Here is a 22327-nt window from a genome sequence, read left to right as displayed (position 1 = left end):
CATCCACGCCTTGCTGTGTAGGTCTCGGAAAAGGCGTGGATGGCAGGCCTGCGCCTGCCATGACGGGACTGGGCGACAGTGCCAACATCAAAGCATTTGTTTATGCACGAAGCCTTAGACCGCCGGGACGGTGACGCCGATCATGTCGCCTTCCCGTACGATCGCGGTCAACCGCGCTTCGTCCCAGCCGTCCGTGCCCGGCGGCCGCATCGGCAGCACCATCCAGCGGTAGTCCGCTGTCGAATCCACCACCCGCAATTTTATCGTGTCCGGAACGACCGTCTTCCATTCCGATGCCAGCAATTCCCTGGGATCACGGATCGCGCGGGCGCGAAATGCGGCGGATTTGTACCAGAAGGGCGGGTAGCCCAGCACCGCGCGCGGATAGCAACTGCACAACGTGCAAACCACCAGGTTGTGCACCTCCGCGGTGTTCTCCAGGACGCCTAGCGGCGGCATGCCTCGCATCGGTATGCCCAGTGCTTCGGCCGCTTTCGCCCCGTCCTCCAGCATCAGGTCCCGATACTTCGGATCGACCCAGGCACGCGCCACCATCCTGGCACCTTGTCCGGGACTGGCGGCGTCGGTGATCGCCATGCGCTCCATAACCTCGGCCGTGGAAACGATACCCTTCCGTTCCAGCAGCGTCCGTACCGCGACCAGCAACCGCTCGCCGTCTGTTTCAAGAATATTCATGGCCGCTCCAGCCAATGTTCGAAAATCTCGATCAGCAGCTCGTCATCCGGCTTCGCTTCCGGCCAGATCGCGCCCTTGCGGAAGCGTACGTGGTACAGGGGCCGGGATTCGGCGGGGCGGGCGAAGGCGAGGTCCTCGGGATTGGGAAAATCGCCCAGATGGCGGACGACCTCGCCGACGACGCCGCGCACGTAATGCGGCGTGCGGATATGCACCGGACCGGAGGCTTCCGGCCATGCGTCCTTCACCCGCACCGGGGTTCCCGCCGCGAACATCACGACCCCTCCAACGCGGCACGCAGCTCGGTTTCCGTAATGACACCGTGGCGCAGCAAGGTGTCGGTGATGGAGCGGATCCAGCGCTGGTAGTAGCTTAGCCGGTGGTATTCGGCCTCGGGGATCGCCTCGATTCCGCGCCGCAGTTCATCCACCGTCATCAGCTTCTTCGCCGCCAGCATCTGGCGCAGGGCGTCCACCTCACGGTCGAACCCGGTGGGGGCGTGCGGCTCGATATCCACCGGCTCGCACATGAATTTCGAGGCACCGCCCAGGTCGTGGTGTGCCCGCTGCACTTCCTTGTCCATGGCGGGACGTTAGCGCATTGTGGGGTTGCTGCAACAGGGATGCCGATGCTGCTCACCGCCGAAGATCCAGCCCCCGTCCGTGTGCTGCGCGAAGCCGGCAAATCGGATTTGTTCCTGACCGCCGACCACGCCGGGCGGGTCTTTCCGGCGACCCTGAAGGACCTGGGCGTATCCGAGGCGGAGCGTCAGCGCCACATCGCCTGGGACATAGGCATCGCCGGCGTCACCGAATATTTATCCGGGATGCTGGACGCGACCGCCGTGTTGCAGACTTATTCGCGCTTGGTCATCGACTGCAATCGCGATCCGTCGTGGCCCTCGGCGATGCCGGCGGTCAGCGAATACACCCCGATTCCCGGCAATCAGGCCCTGTCGGCGGAGGCACGGCAGGCACGTGTCGCGGCGATTTTTACGCCGTACCACGACCGTATCCGCACACTGCTGGATGCGCGTGCCGGCCGCCGCACCGTGCTGGTCGCGATGCACAGTTTCACGCCGTCGTTCAAAGGCGAATCCCGAGCGATGCAGGTCGGCATGTTGTATAACAAGGACGCTCGATTGGCGCGGATCCTGTTGGATCTGTTGCGCCAGGAGGGCGACCTGACGGTGGGTGACAACGCGCCGTATGCGGTCACCGAGGAGAGCGACTACGGCATTCCGACCCATGGCGAGAAGCGCGGGCTGCCGCATATCGAGATCGAGATCCGCCAGGACCTGATCGCTACCCCGGAGACCCAGAAAGCCTGGGCAGGACGCTTCGCCGGATGGCTTACGCAAGCCGACAGCCTGCTGAAAGGTCGCTGACGTGCCGCGACCGCCACGCAAAACGCCGCCGATGACCAGGGCCGAGGTGCATGCGTTCATCGATGCCCTGGCAACACGCAATCCCGCGCCGGAGACCGAACTCAGCTTTGCCGACCCGTTCACCCTGCTGGTGGCGGTGGTGTTGTCCGCCCAGGCCACCGACGTTTCGGTCAACCGCGCGACGGAGACCCTGTTCCAGGTCGCCCCTACCCCGAAAGCCATGATCGCGCTGGGTGTGGATGGCGTCGCGTCCCACATTCGTTCGATCGGGCTGTGGCAGACCAAGGCGAAGAACGTCGTGCAACTCGCGCGGGACCTGGAGGACAAGCATGGCGGCCAGGTGCCGCCCGACCGCGAGTCGCTTGAAGCCCTGCCGGGAGTCGGGCGCAAGACCGCCAACGTCGTGCTGAACGTGGCGTTCGGCGAGGCGACGATGGCGGTGGATACCCATATCTTCCGGATTGGCAACCGCACCGGCCTTGCCCCGGGCATGACGCCGCGGGAGGTGGAGGACGGGCTGCTGAAGCGCATTTCGCCGGCGCGGCTGCGGGATTCGCATCACTGGCTGATCTTGCACGGGCGCTACGTCTGCAAGGCGCGACGGCCGGAGTGCTGGCGCTGCGTCGCGGCGGCGCCGTGCCGTTACCGCGACAAGACGCCGTCTCCGCAACCCGAGCTTCAGGCCACCTGACGCAGGCAGGGACGTGCGACGCGGGAGACGCTGCGGACGCCGATCACCTGCGAGAGATTGCCCTCGACCAGGTGAACGACCTCGGCGGGCATCGCTTCCATGGCGATTTCCACGTGGATGGTGTCGCCGGCGCGGTGCGACCACATTCGGTCGGGCACCAGGTCGCGCTTGGCATAGGGCTGCAGCAGCCGGGACAGCAGCCCCGGCGAGACATCGGCATCCAGCAGAAATCGGACAAAAACGACGCACGGTTGTTCAGGTGTCAGGTCGGCGGACATGGGAGGACTCTCCAGGCAACAGGTCGAAAAAGCGGGACAAACCCCGGCTGCTAGGCAGCCGGGCCGCTAATTCGCGTGCTCTGGAATCCGCGTGACATAGCCCCTTGTAGCACTATCGCACCGGCCAGTCTACTTCCGGCAACCGCAGCAGCGGTATTTGTCGCATCGACAGCGTGCGGTATTGCAGGGTCAGCGGCACATCCACCGACGACGGCTCATCCGCATCGCTGGTTCCGGCCATCAGCGACAGCACCGCCTTGGCCGCCGTCGCCGCGGATTTCGTCAACGTCCCGGCCGCCGCCAGCCGATCCAGAGTGTCAGCGTACCCGACGATACGAGCATTGCCGCTGCCCATCGGCTGAAGCTGGTCATCCAGCGCCAGCGTCGCCGAGGCGGTCAGCCCCAGCGGTCCCCAGCCCGTCGCCAGATGGGTGATCTCCAACGACCCGCCACCGTCCCGCCAAGCCTCGGCCGAACGCTTGATATCGCGGACACCCGGCAGCGGCCCGTGCAGCCGCCCGTCCATCGAGAGCGACGATATATTGGGACCAAGCGGCCACTTGATGCCGGCGGGAAGGGCGATGGCCTCCGAACTGATGGAGAATGTCGCCGCCGGTTGGGGTTGATGGGCGGGGGTAGCGGCGGCAACCGACGCGTCGGCGTTCAACAATCCGATCGTCACGTGCCAGGCCCCGGTGGCGGCCTCCAACCGCAGGTTTCTCGCAAACAGGACGCCGGACAGCGCATCGGTCTGCTGCAACGGCATGGACACCGAGGTCTCATCGCCGGTCACGATAACGTCCGGCATGTCGCCGACCCGCACGTGCATCGGGCCCGTCAGCAACAGATGCAGGGTGTAGGGATCGAACAGGGACACCGACAGTGTGATGCCGGCCGACGCCACATTCACGTCCCCGGGCACGGTTGGTCCGGCATGGCGCAACGTCAGGTTCGGCACGGTCACCGTCGCTGCCCGCGGCCAACCGCCGATGGACAGCGGGCCCGATCCCACTTGCCACCCCTCGGCGACGCGGTCAGCCGCCCAGTCGCGATACCCCGTTCGCAATTGTTCGGCGGCGATTCGCCAGTAGACGACCTCGGCCGCGACCAGAAGGAGGGGGATGGCGACGGCAATGACCCAGTATCTGCGGCGCATCATTCTTCTGTTCGGACGGTGGGATTTTCTACACGCATCGGGACCTCATGGCGAATCGCCGGCGGCCGGAGAAGCCGTCGCGCAACTGTTGTGGGTCAGATTTATCCCCAGGTCCGAAAAACCGATGTGAATATGTCATTTTTTTCACGAACTCTGGTCTTTTCAATATGTTGCAGGGCGTGATTTATGTGCTCTCGGAGCCGCGAACGTGAAGCGCGCACAGAGTTTTCCACAGCGTTATACGGTGCGGAGCGCCTCGCCTTCGGGGCTGCGATCGACTGCCTGCATAGCGTGTTCCAAAGCCTGCATGAGCGTCTTTCGGTCTGTCCGAGCGGGGATCGGCGATCCGATCACGATCCGGATGGTTCCCGGCCGCTTGCGAAACGCCCGGCGGCCCCAGAAGCGGCCTGAATCGGTGGATACCGGGATTACCGGCAGGCCGGTGCGCGATGCCAGGGCGGCGATTCCCGATTGCAGGGTCCCCGGACGGCCCGGCTCGCTTCTGGTGCCCTCGGGGAAGATGACGATCTGCCGCTGCTCCCGCACCGCTCGTTCCGCCTGGCGCAGCAAGGCGCGAATCGCGGCGCCGCCGGCGTCCCGATCCACCGCGATCATGCCGGCCACGCTGATCAGCGGCCCGAACAACGGGATCCGCAGCAATTCGTCCTTGAACACATAACAGCAGCGCGGCAGCAGGGTCAGCCACACGAAGGTGTCGAATGCCGACTGGTGGCGTGACGCGATCAGCGCGGCGCCCGGGGGGATGTGTTCAAGCCCGCTGACCTCCAACCGGATGCCGCAGATGACCCGTACCATCACGATCAGGATGCGGGCCCATAGCATCGCCACGTTGATCACGCGGCCGGGGGCCACGACACGCACGACGGCCGCAAACAGGGCCAGCGCGAAGCCGATGGTGAAGAATACGATATTAAACAAGGCGGAACGCAGAACGATCATCCTCCGGCACTCGACAGCGTGCCGGACGCGGAAACCGGCTCCCGGGACGGGAACCAGGCGGACAGCCCTGACGCGGTGAGAAGATACTTTGTGTACTCCTCCGCCTCCAGCCGCAATCCCAGCCCATTTTCGGTGCCACCCGGATGCACCGGCATCGGATAGAGGCGGACGTCCGGCAACGCCTGCTGCAGTTCGGCCAGGGCCCGCGGCATGTGATAGGCGGCGGTCACCACGATCAGGGTATGGATGCTGTTCTGCTCCGCCCAGGCCGCCGTCTCGACCCCGTTGCCGCGGGTCGAGGCGGCGTAGCGGCCCAGCGTGATGCGATCCTGCAAGTCCGTGGTGCCGATCCCGGCAAGGTGGCCGAGGGTGGCGAGTTCGGTGCCGCCGCCGATGCCGCTGAGCAGCAGCTTGTCCGCGCGGCCGCTCGCCAGCAGGTGCAATGCAAGCTCCACCCGTCCGCCTCCGCCGGTCAGGGCGACGATCCCGTCCACGTGCGGGGGCGCTGGTGCGGCAGGGCGGCGGGTGACCTGCAGGAACCAGAGAAAGCCGCCGATCCAGCACACGGCGCCGGCGACAAGAATCGCCGCCACCAGGCGCGCGATCGATCGGCGCCGGGTCATGGCAACCGCCGCAACCAGCGGCGAACCGCGCTGTGGGCGGTGGCGAAGCCGATCGCGCCGGCGCTGACCGGCAGGCACGGCAAGGCCAGCCACAGCGCGACCGGCAAGGCCCCCAGCGCATCCTGCAACGTGTCGCCCGCCGTCCCCGCCGGCTGGCCCACGAACGGCGCCGCCAGCCGGGCGAGCGCCAGCAGCACCGGCAATGCGACCAACGCGCCGCCCGCCGCACCGGCCGCCGCCAGCAATGTCGCCCTAGCTGCGAACCGGCCGGCGATGTAGGCATCGGTGGCGCCGAGACCGTGGACGATCTCGATCGCCTCCCGCCGGGTCGAAAGTCCCGCCCGGGTCGCCACCGCGATGACCGAGGCGGCCACGCCGGCGACCAGCAGCAGCGCCAGGCCGGCACAGGCTTGCAAGCTGCGGACCAGCACCGCCAGACGCCCGATCCACCGGTCGTGATCCTCGACCAGCGTGCCCGGTGCGGCATCGTCGAGGCGGTGTGCCAGCGGTGCCAGATCGGATGCAGTGCCGGTCAGGCGAACCGCGATCACCGCTGGGATGGGGATCGCCAGCCGATCCGCCCCCTGCCCCAGCCACGGCTTGAGCAGGTCGGCGAGTTCCTGGTCGGACAGCGCGTGCGCCGAGGCGACTCCCGGCGTGCCGGTCAGCAGAGCCAGCACCGCCGCCAGCCGCGTCTGCCCGCCACTGGCCGCGGGGTCGGTCGCCTGCGGCACCTGAACGGTCAGGGATGCCCCCGCGCCCTGCTGCCAATGCCGCGCCAGGGCCGCCGTCCCGAACCATCCGGCCATGGCGAGGGCCGCCAGGAATGTCATCGCCCCCACCAGCACCGGCAGCATCCGGTCGGACAGCGCCCGCCGCAAACCCAGTTCATCGAAACCCGACGGACGCAGCGAGATCACGAGACCCACCCGTCGTCGCGTCCGTCGCTGGCGGCGAGACGGCCGTTGGCGATGTGCAGCGTCGGGGCGGGATGCCGCTCGACCAGCATTTCATTGTGGGTGGCGACGATCACCGTGGTGCCGATGCGGTTCATCTCCTTGAACAACTGCATCAGCCGTTCCGCCTGGCCGTCATCGAGGTTGCCCGTCGGCTCATCCGCCAGCAGCAGCGCAGGGCGAGTGATCACCGACCGGGCGATGGCGACGCGTTGTTGCTCGCCGCCCGACAACTCGGCGGGACGGGTGTCGAGGTGTTGGGACAGGCCGACCCAGCGCAGCAATTCGCCGACGTCGGCTCGTATCTGGCCTTCCGGCCGGCCGGCGATGCGCAGCGGCAGGGCGACGTTGTCGAACGCCGACAGATGCGGCAGCAGGCGGAAATCCTGGAACACCACGCCGATGCGGCGGCGCAGCACCGGCAGCGCACGGCGCGGCGCGGTGGCGACGTCGGTGCCCATCAGGGTCAGCCGCCCGCGGGTCGGCCGCACGGCGAGGTAAAGCAGCCGCAGCAGGCTGGTCTTGCCGGCACCCGACGGCCCCATCAGCCAGCGGAACGCGCCCGGCCTGAGGTGAAAGCTGATGTCATGCAGAACCTCCGGCCCCGCGGATGCGTCCGTTCGGACGCCGCTTCGCTCATAGCGCAACCCGACCGCTTCGAATCGTAGCATGGTGGCAATTTACCCGGACTGGACCGTTCTTGCCATTTCGCCGGGTCCGCCGAAAGGCTTTTGCCGGTGCGCCTGCCGTGGCGCGGGACACTGATGTCATATTACAGGTCCGGGACACTGAAAGGCTTTTGCAACACAAGCCGTCCGTCGCATTATGATCCGTGCTTTTTGATAACGGGTTTTCATGCGAATCACCTGCCCAAGCTGCGCCGCCACCTATGACGTGCCGGAATCCCGGCTGACACCACGCAAGAAGGTTCGTTGCACGCGCTGCCAGGGCGAGTGGGTCCCCGTTCACACGGATGATGACGCCGGATCGCTGCCGGAGACTGTCCAGCACCCCTCATTGGACTCGCTTGCCGCATCCTTGCCGCCGGTGACCGCCATGGACCGGCTCGCGGCCGCGGCGCCGCCTGACCGGCCATCGCACGCCCTTCTGGCTGCCTGGGTGCTGACGGTCGTCGTGCTGCTGGGCGCGGTGGCCGCGACGGTGACGTGGCGGGAGGCGGTCATGCGGGCCTGGCCGCCAAGCGCGCTTTTGCTGGCGCCGTTCGGGCACACGACGCCGGAGCCTGCTCGGATCACGGGCAAAACGACCGGACGAGCCGCTGTGAGGCACCGTACCGCCCTTATTTTGGCCACATCGATTTGCGATTGGGGTCAAATCGCTCTGGAAACTCGTTCCTGTTCGTCACTATTCGATGCAAACCGTTGAATCCGACGGTTCAAGCGTGCTTTCGTGACGGGAATCGGGATCGCGAAAGGGTAATGCAGCGTGGAGCTTGAAACGGACGTGACGGGCCGGGTCGCTTATGAGACGGATCACCATGAGCCGGAGCGCAACGACGACGACGTAGCAGCGTTGCAGGCCGCGATCCTCGGTAAGCTCACCTATCGTGTCGGCAAGCGGCGGACGATCGCCACGGATCACGACTGGCTGATGGCGACATCGCTGGCATTGCGCGACCAGATTGTCGATCGCTGGCTGGCCGGGATCGATGCGGCGTACCAGAACGGGTCCAAGCGCGTCTATTACCTGTCGCTGGAGTTTCTGATCGGCCGCCTGCTGTTCGACAACCTGAACAACCTCAACAAGCTGGACACGATGCGGGCGGCACTGGCCGGCCTGGACGTCGATCTGGACAAGCTGCGCGCGCTGGAGCCTGACGCGGCGTTGGGCAACGGCGGCCTGGGCCGGCTGGCGGCATGCTTCATGGAGAGCATGGCAACGCTCGACATTCCCGCGCACGGCTACGGCATCCGCTATGAGCATGGGCTGTTCCGCCAGAGGATGAAGAACGGCTGGCAGCACGAATACCCCGAGGACTGGCTGGCCCTGGGCAACCCGTGGGAATTCTATCGGCCGGAGGTCAACTACGAGATCGGCTTCGGCGGTGCGATCGAGGCCGTGGCGATCTCCGAAGCCGCGGTGCGGCATGTCTGGCATCCAGCGGAAACGGTGGAGGCGGTGGCTTATGATACGCCTTCGGTCGGTTGGCGCGGCCGCCGGGTGAACACCCTGCGACTGTGGTCGGCACGAGCACCCGACCCGCTGCGGCTGGATGCGTTCAATCATGGCGACCATGCGGGTGCGTTGGCTGCCCAGGTCAAGGCCGAGTCGATCTCCAAGGTGCTGTATCCGTCGGATGCCACGCCGGCGGGCCAGGAATTGCGGCTGCGGCAGGAGTATTTCTTTGTTTCGGCGTCGTTGCAGGACCTGGTGCGCCGGCACATCAAGGCGTTCGGGCATGTCGCCAGCCTGCCGGACAAGACCGCGATCCAGTTGAACGACACCCATCCGGCGATCGCCGTCGCCGAACTGATGCGCATCCTGCTGGATCTCCATCAGGTTCCCTGGGAGGACGCCTGGCGGATGACGCGGGCGACGCTGAGCTACACCAATCACACCCTGCTGCCGGAGGCGCTGGAAGTCTGGCCGGTGCCGCTGATGGAGCGTCTGCTGCCGCGGCACATGCAGCTTATCTACCTGATCAACGCCCTGCATCTGGAGCAGGTGCGGAAGGCACATCCGGGGGACGACGAACTGCTGTCGAGCGTGTCGTTGATCGACGAGCACCAGGGCCGGCGGGTGCGCATGAGCCACCTGGCGTTCCTGGGATCGCATCGGGTCAATGGCGTCTCCGCGCTGCATACCGGGCTGATGCGGGAAACCGTGTTCCACGACCTGCACAGCCTGTTTCCGGATCGGATCGTCAACGTCACCAACGGGATCACCTTCCGCCGCTGGCTGCACGAGGCCAATCCGCGGCTGACGCGCCTGCTGGTGGAAGCGGCGGGGCCGGAGGTGCTGGACAACGAGAACGCCCTGACGAAATTGCGCCCGCTGGCGAACGATCGCAGCTTCCAGACCCGGTTCGCCGCCGGGCGCTATGCCAACAAGCTGGCGCTATCCAATTTGATCCGGCGGGACCTGGAAATCCGCGTCGATCCGTCCGCCTTGTTCGACGTCCACATCAAGCGCATCCATGAATACAAGCGCCAGTTGCTGAACATCCTGGAAGCCATTGCGCTGTACAATGCGATACGAGCGCGTCCGACGGACAACTGGACGCCGAGGGTGAAGATTTTCGCTGGGAAGGCCGCGGCCAGCTATCAGCAGGCCAAGCTGATCATCAAGCTGATCCACGACGTGGCAAAGGTGGTCAACAGCGACCCCACCGTGCGCGACATCCTGAAGATCGTGTTTCTGCCGAACTACTCCGTCAGCCTGGCGGAAGTGGTCATTCCGGCGGCGGACGTCTCGGAGCAGATTTCGACCGCCGGCATGGAGGCGTCGGGCACTGGCAACATGAAGTTCGCGCTGAATGGCGCGCTGACCGTGGGCACGCTCGACGGCGCCAATATCGAGATCCTGGAGCGTGTCGGGGCGGACAACATGTTCATCTTCGGGCTGACCGCGGAGCAGGTCGCCGCCAAGCGTAGCCTGGGGATTGATTCGGCCGATCTGATCGCAGGGTCGCCGATCCTGGCGCAGGTGTTGTCCAGCGTCGAGGATGGGGTGTTTTCGCCGGATGAGCGCGACCGGTATCGCGGCCTGGTGGATTCGCTGCGCCACCACGACTACTTCCTGGTCTGTGCCGATTTCGACGATTATTACGCGACGCAGCGGCGGATCGCCGATCTGTGGCGCCGGCCGGAGGCGTGGTGGCAGGCGTCGGTGCTGAATACCGCGAATGTGGGATGGTTTTCATCCGACCGGTCGATCCGGGAGTATGCCGATCTGGTTTGGAACGTGCCTACGTATGTAGCGCCTTAGGCTTCGTGCATAAACAAATGCTTCGATGTTGGCACTGTCGCCCAGTCCCGTCCTGGCAGGCGTAGGCCTGCCGTCCACGCCTTTTCCGAGACCTACACAGCAAGGCGTGGATGGCGGACCTTCGCCCGCCATGACGATGAGAGGCCGGCGGCGTTCGCCGGACAATTCGCTTATTCCCCGGCGAGCCCTAAGGGTGGGGGCGATCCTCGATCAGCACCTGTCAGAGTAATTTATCCTGGGGCCGTGGCCGGTCTTGTCCAAATGCCGGTGGGGCGTCGTCGGACTTCGTAGCCGGTGTCCGGACATAGTCCGCTTTTGACGCAGAGCGCGCAGGGCGGAGCGCAGGGTGCACAGAGAAGAGCCTTTGCGGCATTTATGGGGATTTTCGGGTAAAAATTATATTTATCGTGTTCATTGTTGTTCGTGTTCCGAACGCACGGGGCGACCGGTTCGGTCAGACAATTCTCCGCCCATCGCACATCCTGATGCATATGGGGACACGCCGGGCCTTGGCGGTGAGAGCGGCGGTATGCGCATCACAACGCCTCGTGATTGGCGGCTTTTGGCCCGGGAGTGTTCTGGCGCGTTCTTGAACGCGTGCGTATTGTGACGGAATAACAAGAACCGCCTATGTGGGAGACGGCTCGATGCCCCAACGCCCCGGATTGCAGGCCCCGATCGTCCGCGATGCAATGGCTTACGTCCTGGCCGGCGGACGTGGGTCGCGGTTGTTGGAACTGACTGACGTACGGGCCAAGCCGGCGGTGTATTTTGGCGGCAAGAGCCGGATCATCGACTTCGCGCTGTCGAACGCGGTGAATTCCGGCATCCGCCGCATCGGCGTGGCGACGCAATACAAGGCGCACAGCCTGATCCGCCACCTGCAGCGTGGCTGGAACTTCTTCCGCCCGGAACGGAATGAGGGTTTCGATATCCTGCCCGCATCGCAGCGGTCCGGCGACAGTTGGTATGCCGGCACGGCCGATGCGTTGTTCCAGAACATCGACATCATCGAGGGCTACGACCCGGAATACATCGTCATCCTGGCCGGCGACCATGTCTACAAGATGGACTACGCCCGTATGCTGGTACAGCACGCCGAACAGGGCGCCGACGTGACGGTGGGCTGCATCGAGGTCCCACGGATGGAGGCGACCGGCTTCGGCGTCATGCATGTCGATACCACCGACCGGATCATCGCGTTCGTCGAAAAGCCGGCCGATCCGCCAGCGATGCCCGATAACCCGGCGATGGCACTGGCCAGCATGGGCATCTACGTGTTCAAGACAAGCTTCCTGATCGAACAGTTGAAGCGAGACGCCGCCGATCCCGCATCCAGCCGCGATTTCGGCAAGGACATCATTCCGTATCTGGTCAAGCACGGCAAAGCCGTTGCCCACCGCTTCACCACCTCCTGCATCACCTCCGGCGCCGAACGTGAGGCATATTGGCGCGACGTCGGCACGCTGGACGCGTATTGGGAGGCCAATATCGACCTGACGGCGATTATTCCGGCGCTCGACCTGTACGACCGGGACTGGCCGATCTGGACCTATGCGGAAATCACGCCGCCCGCCAAATTCGTGCATGAAGAGGTTGGCCGCCGGGGGGAAGCGATTTCCTCCCTGGTGTCCGGCGGGTGCATCGTTTCCGGGGCGTTCCTGCGCCAGTCGCTGCTGTTCACCGGTGTGCATGTTCACTCCTATTCGCGCGTCGAAAATGCGGTCATCCTGCCGGACGCCAATATCGGCCGCGGCGCCAGGCTGCGGAATGTGATCGTGGAGAAGGGCGTGCGCATACCGGCCGGACTGGTGGTGGGTGAGGATGCCGTGGACGATGCCCGCCGGTTCCGACGGACCGAACGGGGGATCTGCCTGGTCACCCAACCCATGATCGATCGCCTGGACCTCTGATTTGATTCGCATCCTGGCTGTTGCGTCGGAGATTTTCCCGCTGGTGAAGACCGGCGGGCTTGGCGATGTCACGGGCGGCCTGCCGCCGGCACTCAACGCGGCCGGCGCCCGAACCACGACGATCGTGCCAGGGTATCCGGCGGTGCTGGGCGCCCTGCCCGATGCCGTCGCCGTGCATCGCTTCCCGGACCTGTTTGGCGGACCGGCCACGATACTTCGCGGCACGTTCCCACAAGCCGCCGGCGCCTCGCTGGATATACTCGCGGTGGATGCGCCGCATCTCTATGCGCGGGCCGGCAATCCGTATCTTGGAGCGGACGGACGGGAATGGTCGGACAACGGATTACGCTTCGCCGGCCTGGGCGCCGCGGCAGCGGCGATCGGGACCGGCATCGTGCCGGACCTGGCGTTCGACATCGTGCATGCACACGACTGGCAGGGGGCGATGGCCGTGGTCTACCTGCATTTCCATGATGGTCCGCGGCCTGGCACGGTCCTGACGGTCCACAACCTGGCGTTCCAGGGCCGTTATCCGGCGGCGCTGTTTCCTCGGTTGGGATTGCCGGATTCGGCGTTCATCCTGAACGGGCTGGAATACTACGGCGATGTCAGCTTCCTGAAAGGCGGCCTGTCCTATGCCGACCGGATCACCACCGTGTCACCGACGTATGCTCGGGAGATCACCGGGCCGGAGAACGGGATGGGCCTGGACGGGTTGCTGCGCCATCGCGCGGGGGTGCTGTCCGGCATCCTGAACGGCATCGACGACGCCACATGGAACCCGGCGACCGACACACTGATTCCCGGTCGGTATGGCCGCGGCCGGCTTGGCCGGCGCGACGCCAACAAGACGGCGTTGCGGCAGCGGATGGGGTTGGACGAGGTGCCGGATGCGTTGCTGATCGGTGTGGTCAGCCGGCTAACCTCGCAAAAAGGGCTGGACATGCTGGTGGACCAGATCGACGGCCTGGTGGCGGCGGGTATGCAGCTTGCCGTGCTGGGATCTGGCGACCCTGATCTGGAGGACGCTTTTGTCTCGGCGGCCGAATGGCATCTTGGGTCGGTCGGCTGTGTCATCGGATACGATGAGACGGTGGCGCATCTGATCCAGGCTGGCAGCGACGCGCTGCTGGTGCCGTCGCGGTTCGAACCCTGCGGCCTGACTCAGCTTTATGCCCTGCGGTATGGCGCGATCCCGGTTGTGGCCCGGGTGGGGGGATTGGCGGACTCGGTGATCGACGCGAACGAGGCGGCTTTGGTCGCCGGCGTCGCCACCGGCATTCAGTTCTGGCCGACCACGGCCGAGGGCCTGCAGGCGGCCCTGCACCGGCTGCTGGCGCTGTGGCGCGACCGGCCTGTCTGGGACCGGGTGCAGCGGAACGGCATGGCCGCCGATGTATCGTGGCGCGGATCGGCCAGCCGCTATGTCGCGCTGTACCAATCGCTGCTGGCGGAACGCCCGGCTCGCGAGGAAGCGTCTTGAGCGGGGCCGCCGTGGGGTCGCCGGAGACGCTGGGCGTCACGATCGTCGGGGATGGGATCGACGTGGCGGTGCATGCGCCCGACGCGGAGGCTGTCGCGATCTGCCTGTTCGACGCGGACGACCAGGAAATCGACCGGGTCCGGTTGCCTGGCCGGACCGGGCCGGTGGTCCATGGGCACGTCGCCGGGGTCGGCACGGGTGCGCGCTATGGTTTGCGCGCCTATGGCCCGTGGAACCCCGCGAATGGCCTGCGGTTCAATCCGTCCAAACTGCTGATGGATCCGTGGGCGACGGCGATCGACCGGCCGTTCCGTCTGGACCCTCGGCTGTTCGATCGGGACGGTCCGCGGTCCGACGATACCGCCGCGCTGATGCCCAAGGCGATCGTCGGTGCGCCGGTGGTGGCGGCGGGCGGGCGCCCTGTATTCGATTGGGACCGTCAGGTGATTTATGAGCTGCATGTTCGCGGCTTCACCATGACCCACCCGGACATTCCGCCGGCGATCCGGGGGACGTTCGCAGGCCTCGGGCACCCGGCCAGCATCGGGCATCTGGCGCGGCTGGGTGTCTCGACAGTGGAACTGATGCCGAGCGCGGCGTGGGTCGATGAGCGGCATCTGCCGCCGCTGAGCCTGTCCAACTATTGGGGCTATAATCCGATTGCTTACCTGGCGCCCGATCCTCGGCTGGCGCCTGGCGGCTGGGCCGAGGTGCGCGCCGCTGTCGATGCGCTGCATGGCGCGGGGATCAGCGTGATCCTGGATGCGGTGCTGAATCATTCGGGTGAGAGCGATGAGCTTGGTCCGACGCTGTCGATGCGGGGCCTGGACAATGCGGGTTATTACCGGCTGGCGGCCGATCGATCGCTGTATGTGAACGATGCCGGCTGCGGCAACGTGCTGGCGATGGACCGGCCGGTCGTGCTGCGCCTGGGCATGGACGCGCTGCGGGCGTGGGCGTTGTACGGGGGCGTGGACGGGTTCCGGCTGGATTTGGCCGTGACCGTGGGACGGCGCGATACGGGGTTCGATCCGCAGGCTCCGTTTTTGTCCGCTGTCGAGCAGGACCCGGTCCTGTCCCGTTGCGTGATGATCGCGGAACCCTGGGATATCGGTGCCGGGGGCTATCAGCTTGGTGCGTTCCCGTCGCGTTGGGGGGAGTGGAACGATCGGTTTCGGGACTCGGTGCGCCGCTTTTGGCGTGGTGATGGCGGGATGTTGGGCGAATTCACCACGCGGTTCGCCGGATCGGCGGACGTGTTCGCACGACGGCCGCTGTCCCGCAGCATCAACTTCATCACGGCGCATGACGGGTTCCCGCTGGCCGATCTGGTTTCCTATGAAACGAAGCACAACCAGGCGAACGGTGAGGACAATCACGACGGGTCCGATGGAAATCTGTCGTGGAACAATGGGGCGGAGGGGCCGTCATCCGATCCCGGTGTCTTGGCGGCTCGGGGGCGCGATGTACGGGCGCTGCTGGGGACGCTGCTGCTGTCGCGCGGCACGCCGATGCTGTCGATGGGGGACGAACTGGGGCGGACGCAGCGGGGCAACAACAATGCCTATGCCATGGACAATGCTTGTTCGTGGGTGGACTGGCCGGCTGCCGATGAGGCGCTGATCGGCGACACGGCCGCGCTGATTGGGGTGCGCCGGTCGTTGGCGCCGTTGTTTGATGGGCGAGCGTTGCGGGGCCAGCCGGCGGATGCGGCAGTGCTGGCGGATGTCGTTTGGTATGCCCAGGACGGCCGGATCATGGCCGAGGCGGACTGGAACCGCGACACCAACCGCACGCTGATCGCCGTGCTGTTCGCGGAGGATGTGCGGGCGGCGCTGGTATTCCATGCCGATGCGGCTGGGGTTGACGTCGTGCTGCCGGCGGTTCGGCCGGGATACCGGTGGGCGTGTGTGCTGGGTAGCGGGGGAACGGTCGTCGAGGGTCGGTCGGTGGCGGTGTTCCGGGAGGAAGTGACTGGTGGTCGGATGCCCACCGCCCTTCCGATCGGCACGACAGAGGAAATGCCCGGCCGGCACGCTGCCACCGTCATGGCCGGGACGTGCGCGGCCGTGACGGATGGGGCGGGGTTGGCGATTGGTGTCTCCGACGCGGAACTCGACCGCTTGGCGGGACTGGCGGGGATCGATTCGATCTGGTGGGACATGGATGGCGGCCATCACACGGTGCCGGCCGATACGAAACGGGCGTTGTTGGCGGCGATGCGGCTACCCGCCGCCTCGCGGGCCGATCTGACTGACAGCCTGGCTCGGCTGACGCTGGAACCTGTTCTGCCGCCGGTCCTGACGGGTCGGGTGGGGCAGGCTATTCCGGTCGGGCTGGGGCGGCCGCGGCCCGCCTGGGTCTCGCTGCTGCGCGAGGACGGCAGCCTGGAACGATTTCACACTGGCGGCGGCGATTTTGTGCTGCCGCCGCAGCCGATTGGGCGGCACCGTCTGCTGGACGAGGACCGGCCCGAACATGGCTGTCATCTGACCGTCGCGCCGGACGCCTGCTATCTGCCGCCGGTGCTGCTGGGGGGCGGCCGCCGGTTTGGCATAGCCGCGCATCTGTATGCGCTGCGATCCGCGGGGGACCAGGGTATTGGCGATTTCAGCACTCTGAGGTGTCTCGCCGCCAAAGCGGGCCGTTCGGGGGCCGCTGTGATCGGACTCAATCCGCTGCATGCGCTGTTTCCGCACGATCGCGGCCGGATCAGCCCTTATCAGCCGTCGGACCGGCGCTTTCTGGATCCGATCTATATCGACGTCTCTGGTTTGCCGGGCGGGTCCGGGCTGCCTTCCCTGCCGGGGCCGGTCGATTACCGGTCCGTCTGGGACGCCAAGCGGGCCGTGCTGCTTGCGGCTTTCAAGGCATCGAGCGGCGGCGAGCCTATTCCTGCCGGGCTTCTGCGTTTCGCGACGTTCGAGACGATCGCGGAGACGCTGGGAACCTCGGACTGGGCGAAATGGCCCGCCGAACTGCGCCATCCTGACGATCCCGGGGTCGCGGCCTTTGCCGCCCGGTATCGGGACACCATCGAATTTCATGCGTTCCTGCAACGGCTGGCGGACCGGCAGCTTGCCGAGGCCGCTGCGTCGGCCACCAAAGATGGATTGTCGCTAGGGTTTTACCGGGACCTCGCGGTGGGGGCCGCGCCGGATGGGGCCGAAGCGTGGTCGGCGCAGGATACGCTGATGCATGGCGTGTCGGTGGGCGCGCCGCCCGATCCGATCGCGACCCAGGGGCAGATCTGGTGCCTGCCGCCGCCGGACCCGGTGGCAATGCGCCGTGACGGCTACCGGGCGTTCCAGGAGCTGCTGGTCGCCAACATGCGTCATGCCGGCGCGCTGCGGATCGACCATGTGATGGGGTTGCGCCGGCTGTTCGTCATTCCCGACGGGGCAAGCGGCGCGGACGGCGCCTATCTGACCTATCCGATGACGGATCTGTTGGCTCAGGTCGCGCTGGAGAGTCACCGGGCGCGCTGCCTGGTGGTCGGCGAGGACCTGGGTACTGTCCCTGAAGGCATGCCAGCGACGCTGGCCGCCGCCAACATCCTGTCCTACAGCGTGCTGTGGTTCCAACGCCGCGACGGCCACATCCGTCCGCCGGCGGAATGGCGCCGGCTGGCCGCGGCCTGCGTGTCCACGCACGATCTGCCCACGTTGGCCGGATGGTGGGACGGTTCGGACATCGCCGAGAAACGCGTATTGTCGCTGCTGGACGATCCCAGCGCCGAGCAGGCGCGCACCGAGGAAAAAACCGAGCTGATCGGGGTGCTTCGGAGCGAGGGACTGCTGACGGATGATGTCGATCCGGCGGCGCCGATGCCGCTGGCCTTCGCCGCCGCGGTGCATGCGTTGGTCTCCGCAACGCCATCCCTGCTGGCGTTGGTGCAGGCCGACGACCTGGCCGGCGAGACCGTCGCGATCAATCTGCCGGGCACCGACAAGGAGCGGCCCAATTGGCAACGGCGGCTGACGATGGATGTCGCGGCGTTGTGTCGAACGCCACTGTCCCGGGCGATCCTGGACGCCATGCGGCCGCGTGCTGTCTCGGAAGATGATTCGCGTTCGCGGTAACGGATGTCGTTGTTATCGGATTATGTTGAGGTCGGCTCTCGGTTAGCGTGGCCCGAACGAATGGCGAGGTTGGGGCGCACCGCCGGTCCGGAATCGCGCTTCCCGGCAAAACCGCTATGCTCCACCGCGGCAACCGGGGAGCAAGCACAATGGCCACGATCCAGGCAAAATCCGTCAGACGGCGGGAAGACCTCCGGCTGTTGACCGGCCAGGGTAACTATGCCGCCGACGCCGCACCGGCCGGGATGGCGGTCGCAATTTTCCTGCGGTCTCCCCATGCCCATGCACGCATCGAACACATCGACATCACCCCCGCCAGGGAGGTCGCCGGTGTCATCGCTGTCTATACCGAGGCCGATCTGACGGATGTTGCCCCTATTCCCGGCGGTATCGGGTTCCCGCGTCCTGATGGCGGCCCTGCCCCGAAGACCGACCGGAAACTGCTGGCCTCCGACCGTGTACGCTTCGTCGGCGAGCCGGTGGCGCTGGTGATCGCCGAATCCCGGGCGGCCGGGCTGGAGGCAGCCGAGGCGATCGTCGTGGATTATGAGGCGTTGCCGGTCGTCATCGAACCGGTTGCGGCGATGCGGGCGGGTGCACCTCCGGTTTGGGACGATGTGCCGGACAATATCGGATTTCTGTGGAAGCGCGGCGACGCGGACGGCGCCGATGCCGCCCTGTCGGGATCGGCACATGTCACGGCTCTGGATTTCACCGTCTCGCGCGTCACCGCGAACTCGATGGAGCCGCGCGGCGCCTGGGCCTGCATCGCCGGCGACGGACGGATCGAGGTCCATGCGTCGCATCAGTCGCCGTTTGCTCTGCGCAACGGCATGGCCAACGGGAATTTCCAGATTCCGCCCACGGATATCCGTGTCGTGCCGGGCGATGTCGGTGGATCTTTCGGGATGAAATCCGGGGTTCACCAGGAATCGGTGCTGGTGGCGTGGGCGGCACGCCGACTGGGACGTCCGGTGCGCTGGATCGCGGATCGAACCGAGGGTTTCCTGACCGACGAACAGGCCAGGGAAATGCGGATCAGCGCGTCGTTGGGGCTCGACGCCGACGGCAAATTCACCGCGCTGAAACTGCGCTGGGATGTCAATCTGGGGGCCTACGTGTCCGGCCGGTCCGGCTGGGGCGTGGGCAATATCGGCGGCATCGCCGGCGTTTACCACATCCCGTTCATCGCCGCTCAGGTCTGTGGCGTGCTGACCCACACCGTGCCGACGGCGGCCTATCGCGGGGCCGGACGGCCGGAGGCGACCTATGCCATCGAACGGCTGATCGACGTAGCCGCGCGGGAACTGGGGATCAGCCCTTACGAACTGCGCCGCCGCAACCTGATCCCGCCCGAAGCGATGCCCTACAAGACCGCGCTGACCTTCACCTACGACTGCGGCGAATTCGAGGGAAACATGGAAGAGGCAACCGCACTTGCCGCGTTCGACACGTTCGAGGAACGGCGCGCGGATGCGGTTGGACGCGGCAGGCTGCGCGGCATCGGCCTGTGCAACTGTATCGAGGTCGCCGGCGGCCCGTTCCTTCGCCCGGCTAAGGACCAGTCCACGTTGCGCCTGGCCGAGGACGGCACGCTGATCTTGCGCTCCGGTTCCATGTCGACAGGACAGGGGCTTGAAACGACCATGACCCAGCTTGTCGCCGAACGCTTCGACGTCCCCATCGAGCAGGTCCGCTGGGAAGGCGGCGACACCGACTACCTGTCCGGTGGCAAGGGCAATGGTGGCTCCGGCGCGCTGTGCATCGGCGGTTCGGCCGTGATGCTGGCCGTGGACAAGGTCGTCGACAAAGCCCGCAAAATTGCCGCCGAATTGCTGGAGGCCGCGGTCGTCGACGTCGAGTTCTCCAGTGGCCGCTTCACCATTGCCGGCACCGACCGTTCGGTTTCGCTGCTCGACGTGGCCAGAACCGCGCACGATCCCGACCATATCCCGCCCGGTGAGGAAGGCGGTTTGGTCGAGTCCGGCGAATTCACCCCGACCGCTGTTACCTTCCCGAACGGCACGCATATCTGCGAGGTGGAAATCGACCCGGAAACCGGCGTCACCGAGATCGTCCGCTACAGCGCGGTGGAGGAGCTCGGGCGTGTGCTGAACCCGATGATCGTCGCGGGCCAGATCCATGGCGGCGTCGTCCAGGGTGTCGGGCAGGCGTTGGGTGAGGCGATCATCCATGACGCGGAGTCGGGGCAGATGCTGACCGCGTCGTTCATGGACTATCAAATGCCGCGCGCCGCCGAATATCCGCCGTTCCGGCTGGCGACGCGGGAGGTGCCGACCGCGGTCAACCCGCTGGGTGCCAAAGGCGTCGGCGAGGCGGGCACCGTGGGCGCGCTGGGTGCGGCGATGAATGCGATCAACGACGCCTTGGCGCCCCTGGGAATCCGGCATTTCGACATGCCGGCCACCCCCGCCAGGGTTTGGGCGGCGATACGCGCCGCCCGAGCCTGATTACGGCGCCGCCTGCCAGCTCGCCTTCTGGGTCAGAAGCCAGGAGAAGTCGCCTGTGAGCTGGCCCGATTGCGCGTTCGCGGCCTGCTTCGAAGGCGGAAGCTGCGGATTGTAGCTGGTCCACACGCCGGCCGAGGAGTGGCAGCCCATGCAGCTCTCGGTGGCGAGGACCTGGGTGGAAATGCCGGGCAGGACGGGCGCGGACCCGTTGTTGAGGGTCGATGTCCAGAACGGCGGCGCCGGGGTGTAGGCGGGGATCGCCGTTCCCGGGGCCTGGCTGTTATAGACCGGCGGGCAGTTGGCACTCTGCGGAACGCCTTCCTCCTGGTGGCAGGCCGGCTGATTGCCAGCCTGGAAGTAGGTTTCCATGGTGATGTTGGTCAGGAAGACCGGGGTGGGCTGGCCACCGGGCTTGTTGGAGACAGCCTGGGACAACCCGCTATTCCAGGCGGGCGGCGCCGAAGTCGGATCGGTCGGCCATTGGGTGTCGATCAGCTCGTAGTACTGCCAAACCGACTTGCCCTTGCCGAGGGCAGCTGCGACCTGGGCATTGAGGGCGGCCTTGTCTTTGGGGATCGGGATGGTGCGGGCGACCTGCACCGGGACTCTTGGGTAGACGCCGTTGGTGGCGACCGGCTGGATGTTCGTGGCGCAGATCGGGCAGTTGGGATCGTTGAATGAGGCGTGCAGGTTGGGATGCGCGACCGGATCGACATCCAGGTTATCGACCTGCTCGAAGGTCGCCCAGATCCATTGCGGCGACGTCTCGCTCTTGTGGCCGATATGCATGCCGACCAATCCGACCTTGACCGACCGTTGCAGCGGCTTGCCGTCCGGCCCCTGGTCCATGACCAATGCGTCCTGGACGAAGAACCGGCTGGTGTCATCCTTCGGTCCCAGGATTTTCCAGGCGAATTTCAGCTCGAACGACCCGCTCCAATCCTGGTTCGGATGGCCGATGGGCATGTCCACCTTGCCGCCGTTACCGGTGAACGCGACCTGGCCGTTGATGTTGTACAGCTTGTTGGCGCAGAGATAGTTGACCTCATTCGGATCGATCATGATTTCGTAGAACACGAAGTTCCCGTTCTGATCGATCAGCGGGCCGGTGAACGCCTGTTGGATGTCGCTGCCCAGGTTGGCGGCGTTGAGTTCGCCGACCGCCGAGACGACGCCCAGGTAGCGGGTCGTGCGCGGGTTCGGGGCGGCGTTGGCGGTGAGCCGGAATGGCGGGAGGCCTCGGCTGACCGGCCGGGCCAGATTACGGGACAGGGTCAGCCCGAGCGCCGCGATCGATTGGCCGCAGGTCTGGGGCACAGCGCCGTCATCTTGGAAGATCGCGCTGCTGTTGTGCCAGAGGGTCCAGTGCGGCGGGCCGAAACTGGTATCCTCCAGGGTTGGTGCCGCCTTGCCTTGGTTGTTGGTCGGCCAGTTCAAAGCGAGGAACATCTGCCAGGCGTTGAGATCGAACTCCCGCTGGACCTTGGCGAATTGCTTCGCCTTCTCCAGCCGGGTCTTCAGCGCGATGTCGACGTCGCCCGGCATCCGGGGGGTTACGGCGGGGGCGAAGTTCGGGAAATTGGCCAGGTATGGCGGCATCGGCATGACAACCTGGGCGTTGGCGGGCTTCGTGACGGGTGCGAATGCCACGGCGCATTGCAGTATGACTGCCATGGCGCCCAA

At 66.1% G+C, this 22327-nt stretch carries 18 protein-coding genes; 8 read left to right on the top strand and 10 right to left on the bottom strand.

Translation table 11 applies throughout. The annotated features are described in order from the left end of the window. Positions 1-114: 114 nt before the first annotated feature. The 3 genes from GSQ89_RS21540 to GSQ89_RS21530 are packed head-to-tail and all read right to left on the bottom strand — an operon-like array spanning position 115 to position 1267. Positions 115-696, bottom strand: coding sequence for a nitrile hydratase subunit alpha (locus GSQ89_RS21540; RefSeq protein WP_158929055.1), 582 nt, complete (start codon positions 694-696; stop codon positions 115-117). Beyond that, entirely contained in the window at positions 693-971 is a 279-nt protein-coding gene (locus tag GSQ89_RS21535) for an SH3-like domain-containing protein (protein ID WP_158929053.1), read from the bottom strand. The genes GSQ89_RS21540 and GSQ89_RS21535 overlap by 4 nt, the downstream gene beginning before the upstream one ends. Continuing rightward, complete coding sequence (locus GSQ89_RS21530) at positions 971-1267, bottom strand: SH3-like domain-containing protein (RefSeq protein WP_254073305.1); 297 nt, start codon at positions 1265-1267, stop codon at positions 971-973. Before GSQ89_RS21530 ends, GSQ89_RS21535 begins: the two co-directional genes overlap by 1 nt. 57 nt (positions 1268-1324) lie before the next feature. Here GSQ89_RS21530 and GSQ89_RS21525 point away from each other — a divergent pair, with 57 nt between their 5' ends. Beyond that, positions 1325-2083: an N-formylglutamate amidohydrolase gene (locus GSQ89_RS21525; RefSeq protein WP_254073304.1), complete on the top strand. Its 759-nt coding sequence runs from the start codon at positions 1325-1327 to the stop codon at positions 2081-2083. A gap of 31 nt (positions 2084-2114) precedes the next feature. Further along, entirely contained in the window at positions 2115-2774 is a 660-nt protein-coding gene (nth, locus tag GSQ89_RS21520; RefSeq protein WP_158929047.1) for an endonuclease III, read from the top strand. Here the strand turns inward: nth and GSQ89_RS21515 are convergent. From GSQ89_RS21515 to ftsE, 6 genes are all read right to left on the bottom strand, one after another. Then, a complete protein-coding gene (locus tag GSQ89_RS21515; RefSeq protein ID WP_158929045.1) occupies positions 2762-3052 on the bottom strand; it encodes a hypothetical protein in 291 nt (96 codons plus the stop codon). The genes nth and GSQ89_RS21515 overlap by 13 nt on opposite strands. A gap of 112 nt (positions 3053-3164) precedes the next feature. Continuing rightward, on the bottom strand, positions 3165-4211 hold the full coding sequence (locus GSQ89_RS21510) for a DUF2125 domain-containing protein (protein ID WP_158929043.1): 1047 nt from the start codon (positions 4209-4211) through the stop codon (positions 3165-3167). 234 nt (positions 4212-4445) lie between these two features. Further along, positions 4446-5168 carry a 1-acyl-sn-glycerol-3-phosphate acyltransferase gene (locus tag GSQ89_RS21505; RefSeq protein WP_158929041.1) on the bottom strand — a complete coding sequence of 241 codons (723 nt, stop codon included), beginning with the start codon at positions 5166-5168 and terminating at the stop codon, positions 4446-4448. Then, positions 5165-5791: a YdcF family protein gene (locus GSQ89_RS21500; RefSeq protein ID WP_158929039.1), complete on the bottom strand. Its 627-nt coding sequence runs from the start codon at positions 5789-5791 to the stop codon at positions 5165-5167. The genes GSQ89_RS21505 and GSQ89_RS21500 overlap by 4 nt, the downstream gene beginning before the upstream one ends. After that, positions 5788-6711: an ABC transporter permease gene (locus GSQ89_RS21495; protein ID WP_254073303.1), complete on the bottom strand. Its 924-nt coding sequence runs from the start codon at positions 6709-6711 to the stop codon at positions 5788-5790. Before GSQ89_RS21495 ends, GSQ89_RS21500 begins: the two co-directional genes overlap by 4 nt. Next, positions 6708-7418 carry a cell division ATP-binding protein FtsE gene (ftsE, locus tag GSQ89_RS21490; protein ID WP_158929037.1) on the bottom strand — a complete coding sequence of 237 codons (711 nt, stop codon included), beginning with the start codon at positions 7416-7418 and terminating at the stop codon, positions 6708-6710. Before ftsE ends, GSQ89_RS21495 begins: the two co-directional genes overlap by 4 nt. Positions 7419-7602: 184 nt before the next feature. Here ftsE and GSQ89_RS21485 point away from each other — a divergent pair, with 184 nt between their 5' ends. From GSQ89_RS21485 to GSQ89_RS21460, 6 genes are all read left to right on the top strand, one after another. Continuing rightward, the gene (locus GSQ89_RS21485; RefSeq protein WP_158929035.1) at positions 7603-8133 is read left to right on the top strand and encodes a zinc-ribbon domain-containing protein; all 531 of its coding nucleotides are present in this window, start codon (positions 7603-7605) and stop codon (positions 8131-8133) included. A gap of 78 nt (positions 8134-8211) precedes the next feature. Beyond that, on the top strand, positions 8212-10695 hold the full coding sequence (locus tag GSQ89_RS21480) for a glycogen/starch/alpha-glucan phosphorylase (protein ID WP_216856326.1): 2484 nt from the start codon (positions 8212-8214) through the stop codon (positions 10693-10695). A 647-nt stretch (positions 10696-11342) separates the two neighbouring features. Continuing rightward, a complete protein-coding gene (gene glgC / locus GSQ89_RS21475; protein ID WP_158929031.1) occupies positions 11343-12608 on the top strand; it encodes a glucose-1-phosphate adenylyltransferase in 1266 nt (421 codons plus the stop codon). A 4-nt stretch (positions 12609-12612) separates the two neighbouring features. Next, positions 12613-14091 (top strand): glycogen synthase GlgA, encoded by a 1479-nt coding sequence (gene glgA, locus GSQ89_RS21470; protein WP_216856325.1) that lies wholly within the window; start codon positions 12613-12615, stop codon positions 14089-14091. Beyond that, positions 14088-18173 carry a glycogen debranching protein GlgX gene (gene glgX / locus GSQ89_RS21465; protein WP_158929027.1) on the top strand — a complete coding sequence of 1362 codons (4086 nt, stop codon included), beginning with the start codon at positions 14088-14090 and terminating at the stop codon, positions 18171-18173. The genes glgA and glgX overlap by 4 nt, the downstream gene beginning before the upstream one ends. A gap of 149 nt (positions 18174-18322) precedes the next feature. After that, positions 18323-20644: a xanthine dehydrogenase family protein molybdopterin-binding subunit gene (locus GSQ89_RS21460; RefSeq protein ID WP_158929025.1), complete on the top strand. Its 2322-nt coding sequence runs from the start codon at positions 18323-18325 to the stop codon at positions 20642-20644. Here GSQ89_RS21460 and GSQ89_RS21455 read toward each other — a convergent pair whose 3' ends face one another. Continuing rightward, positions 20645-22318, bottom strand: a complete 1674-nt coding sequence (locus GSQ89_RS21455; protein ID WP_158929023.1) for a hypothetical protein — start codon at positions 22316-22318, stop codon at positions 20645-20647. Positions 22319-22327: the final 9 nt, after the last annotated feature.

It is taken from the genome of Acidisphaera sp. S103, from assembly GCF_009765975.1.
Lineage (GTDB): Bacteria > Pseudomonadota > Alphaproteobacteria > Acetobacterales > Acetobacteraceae > Rhodopila.
Note: the sequence above shows the minus strand (reverse complement) of the source record. Positions and strands in the feature narration are given on the sequence as shown.

Bases quoted from the DNA above. Each gene is read 5' to 3' on its own strand.
- GSQ89_RS21540 (WP_158929055.1), bottom strand. From the start codon at position 696: ATGAATATTCTTGAAACAGACGGCGAGCGGTTGCTGGTCGCGGTACGG.
- GSQ89_RS21535 (WP_158929053.1), bottom strand. From the start codon at position 971: ATGTTCGCGGCGGGAACCCCGGTGCGGGTGAAGGACGCATGGCCGGAA.
- GSQ89_RS21525 (WP_254073304.1), top strand. From the start codon at position 1,325: ATGCTGCTCACCGCCGAAGATCCAGCCCCCGTCCGTGTGCTGCGCGAA.
- nth (WP_158929047.1), top strand. From the start codon at position 2,115: ATGACCAGGGCCGAGGTGCATGCGTTCATCGATGCCCTGGCAACACGC.
- GSQ89_RS21515 (WP_158929045.1), bottom strand. From the start codon at position 3,052: ATGTCCGCCGACCTGACACCTGAACAACCGTGCGTCGTTTTTGTCCGA.
- GSQ89_RS21510 (WP_158929043.1), bottom strand. From the start codon at position 4,211: ATGATGCGCCGCAGATACTGGGTCATTGCCGTCGCCATCCCCCTCCTT.
- GSQ89_RS21505 (WP_158929041.1), bottom strand. From the start codon at position 5,168: ATGATCGTTCTGCGTTCCGCCTTGTTTAATATCGTATTCTTCACCATC.
- GSQ89_RS21500 (WP_158929039.1), bottom strand. From the start codon at position 5,791: ATGACCCGGCGCCGATCGATCGCGCGCCTGGTGGCGGCGATTCTTGTC.
- ftsE (WP_158929037.1), bottom strand. From the start codon at position 7,418: ATGCTACGATTCGAAGCGGTCGGGTTGCGCTATGAGCGAAGCGGCGTC.
- GSQ89_RS21485 (WP_158929035.1), top strand. From the start codon at position 7,603: ATGCGAATCACCTGCCCAAGCTGCGCCGCCACCTATGACGTGCCGGAA.
- glgC (WP_158929031.1), top strand. From the start codon at position 11,343: ATGCCCCAACGCCCCGGATTGCAGGCCCCGATCGTCCGCGATGCAATG.
- GSQ89_RS21460 (WP_158929025.1), top strand. From the start codon at position 18,323: ATGGCCACGATCCAGGCAAAATCCGTCAGACGGCGGGAAGACCTCCGG.
- GSQ89_RS21455 (WP_158929023.1), bottom strand. From the start codon at position 22,318: ATGGCAGTCATACTGCAATGCGCCGTGGCATTCGCACCCGTCACGAAG.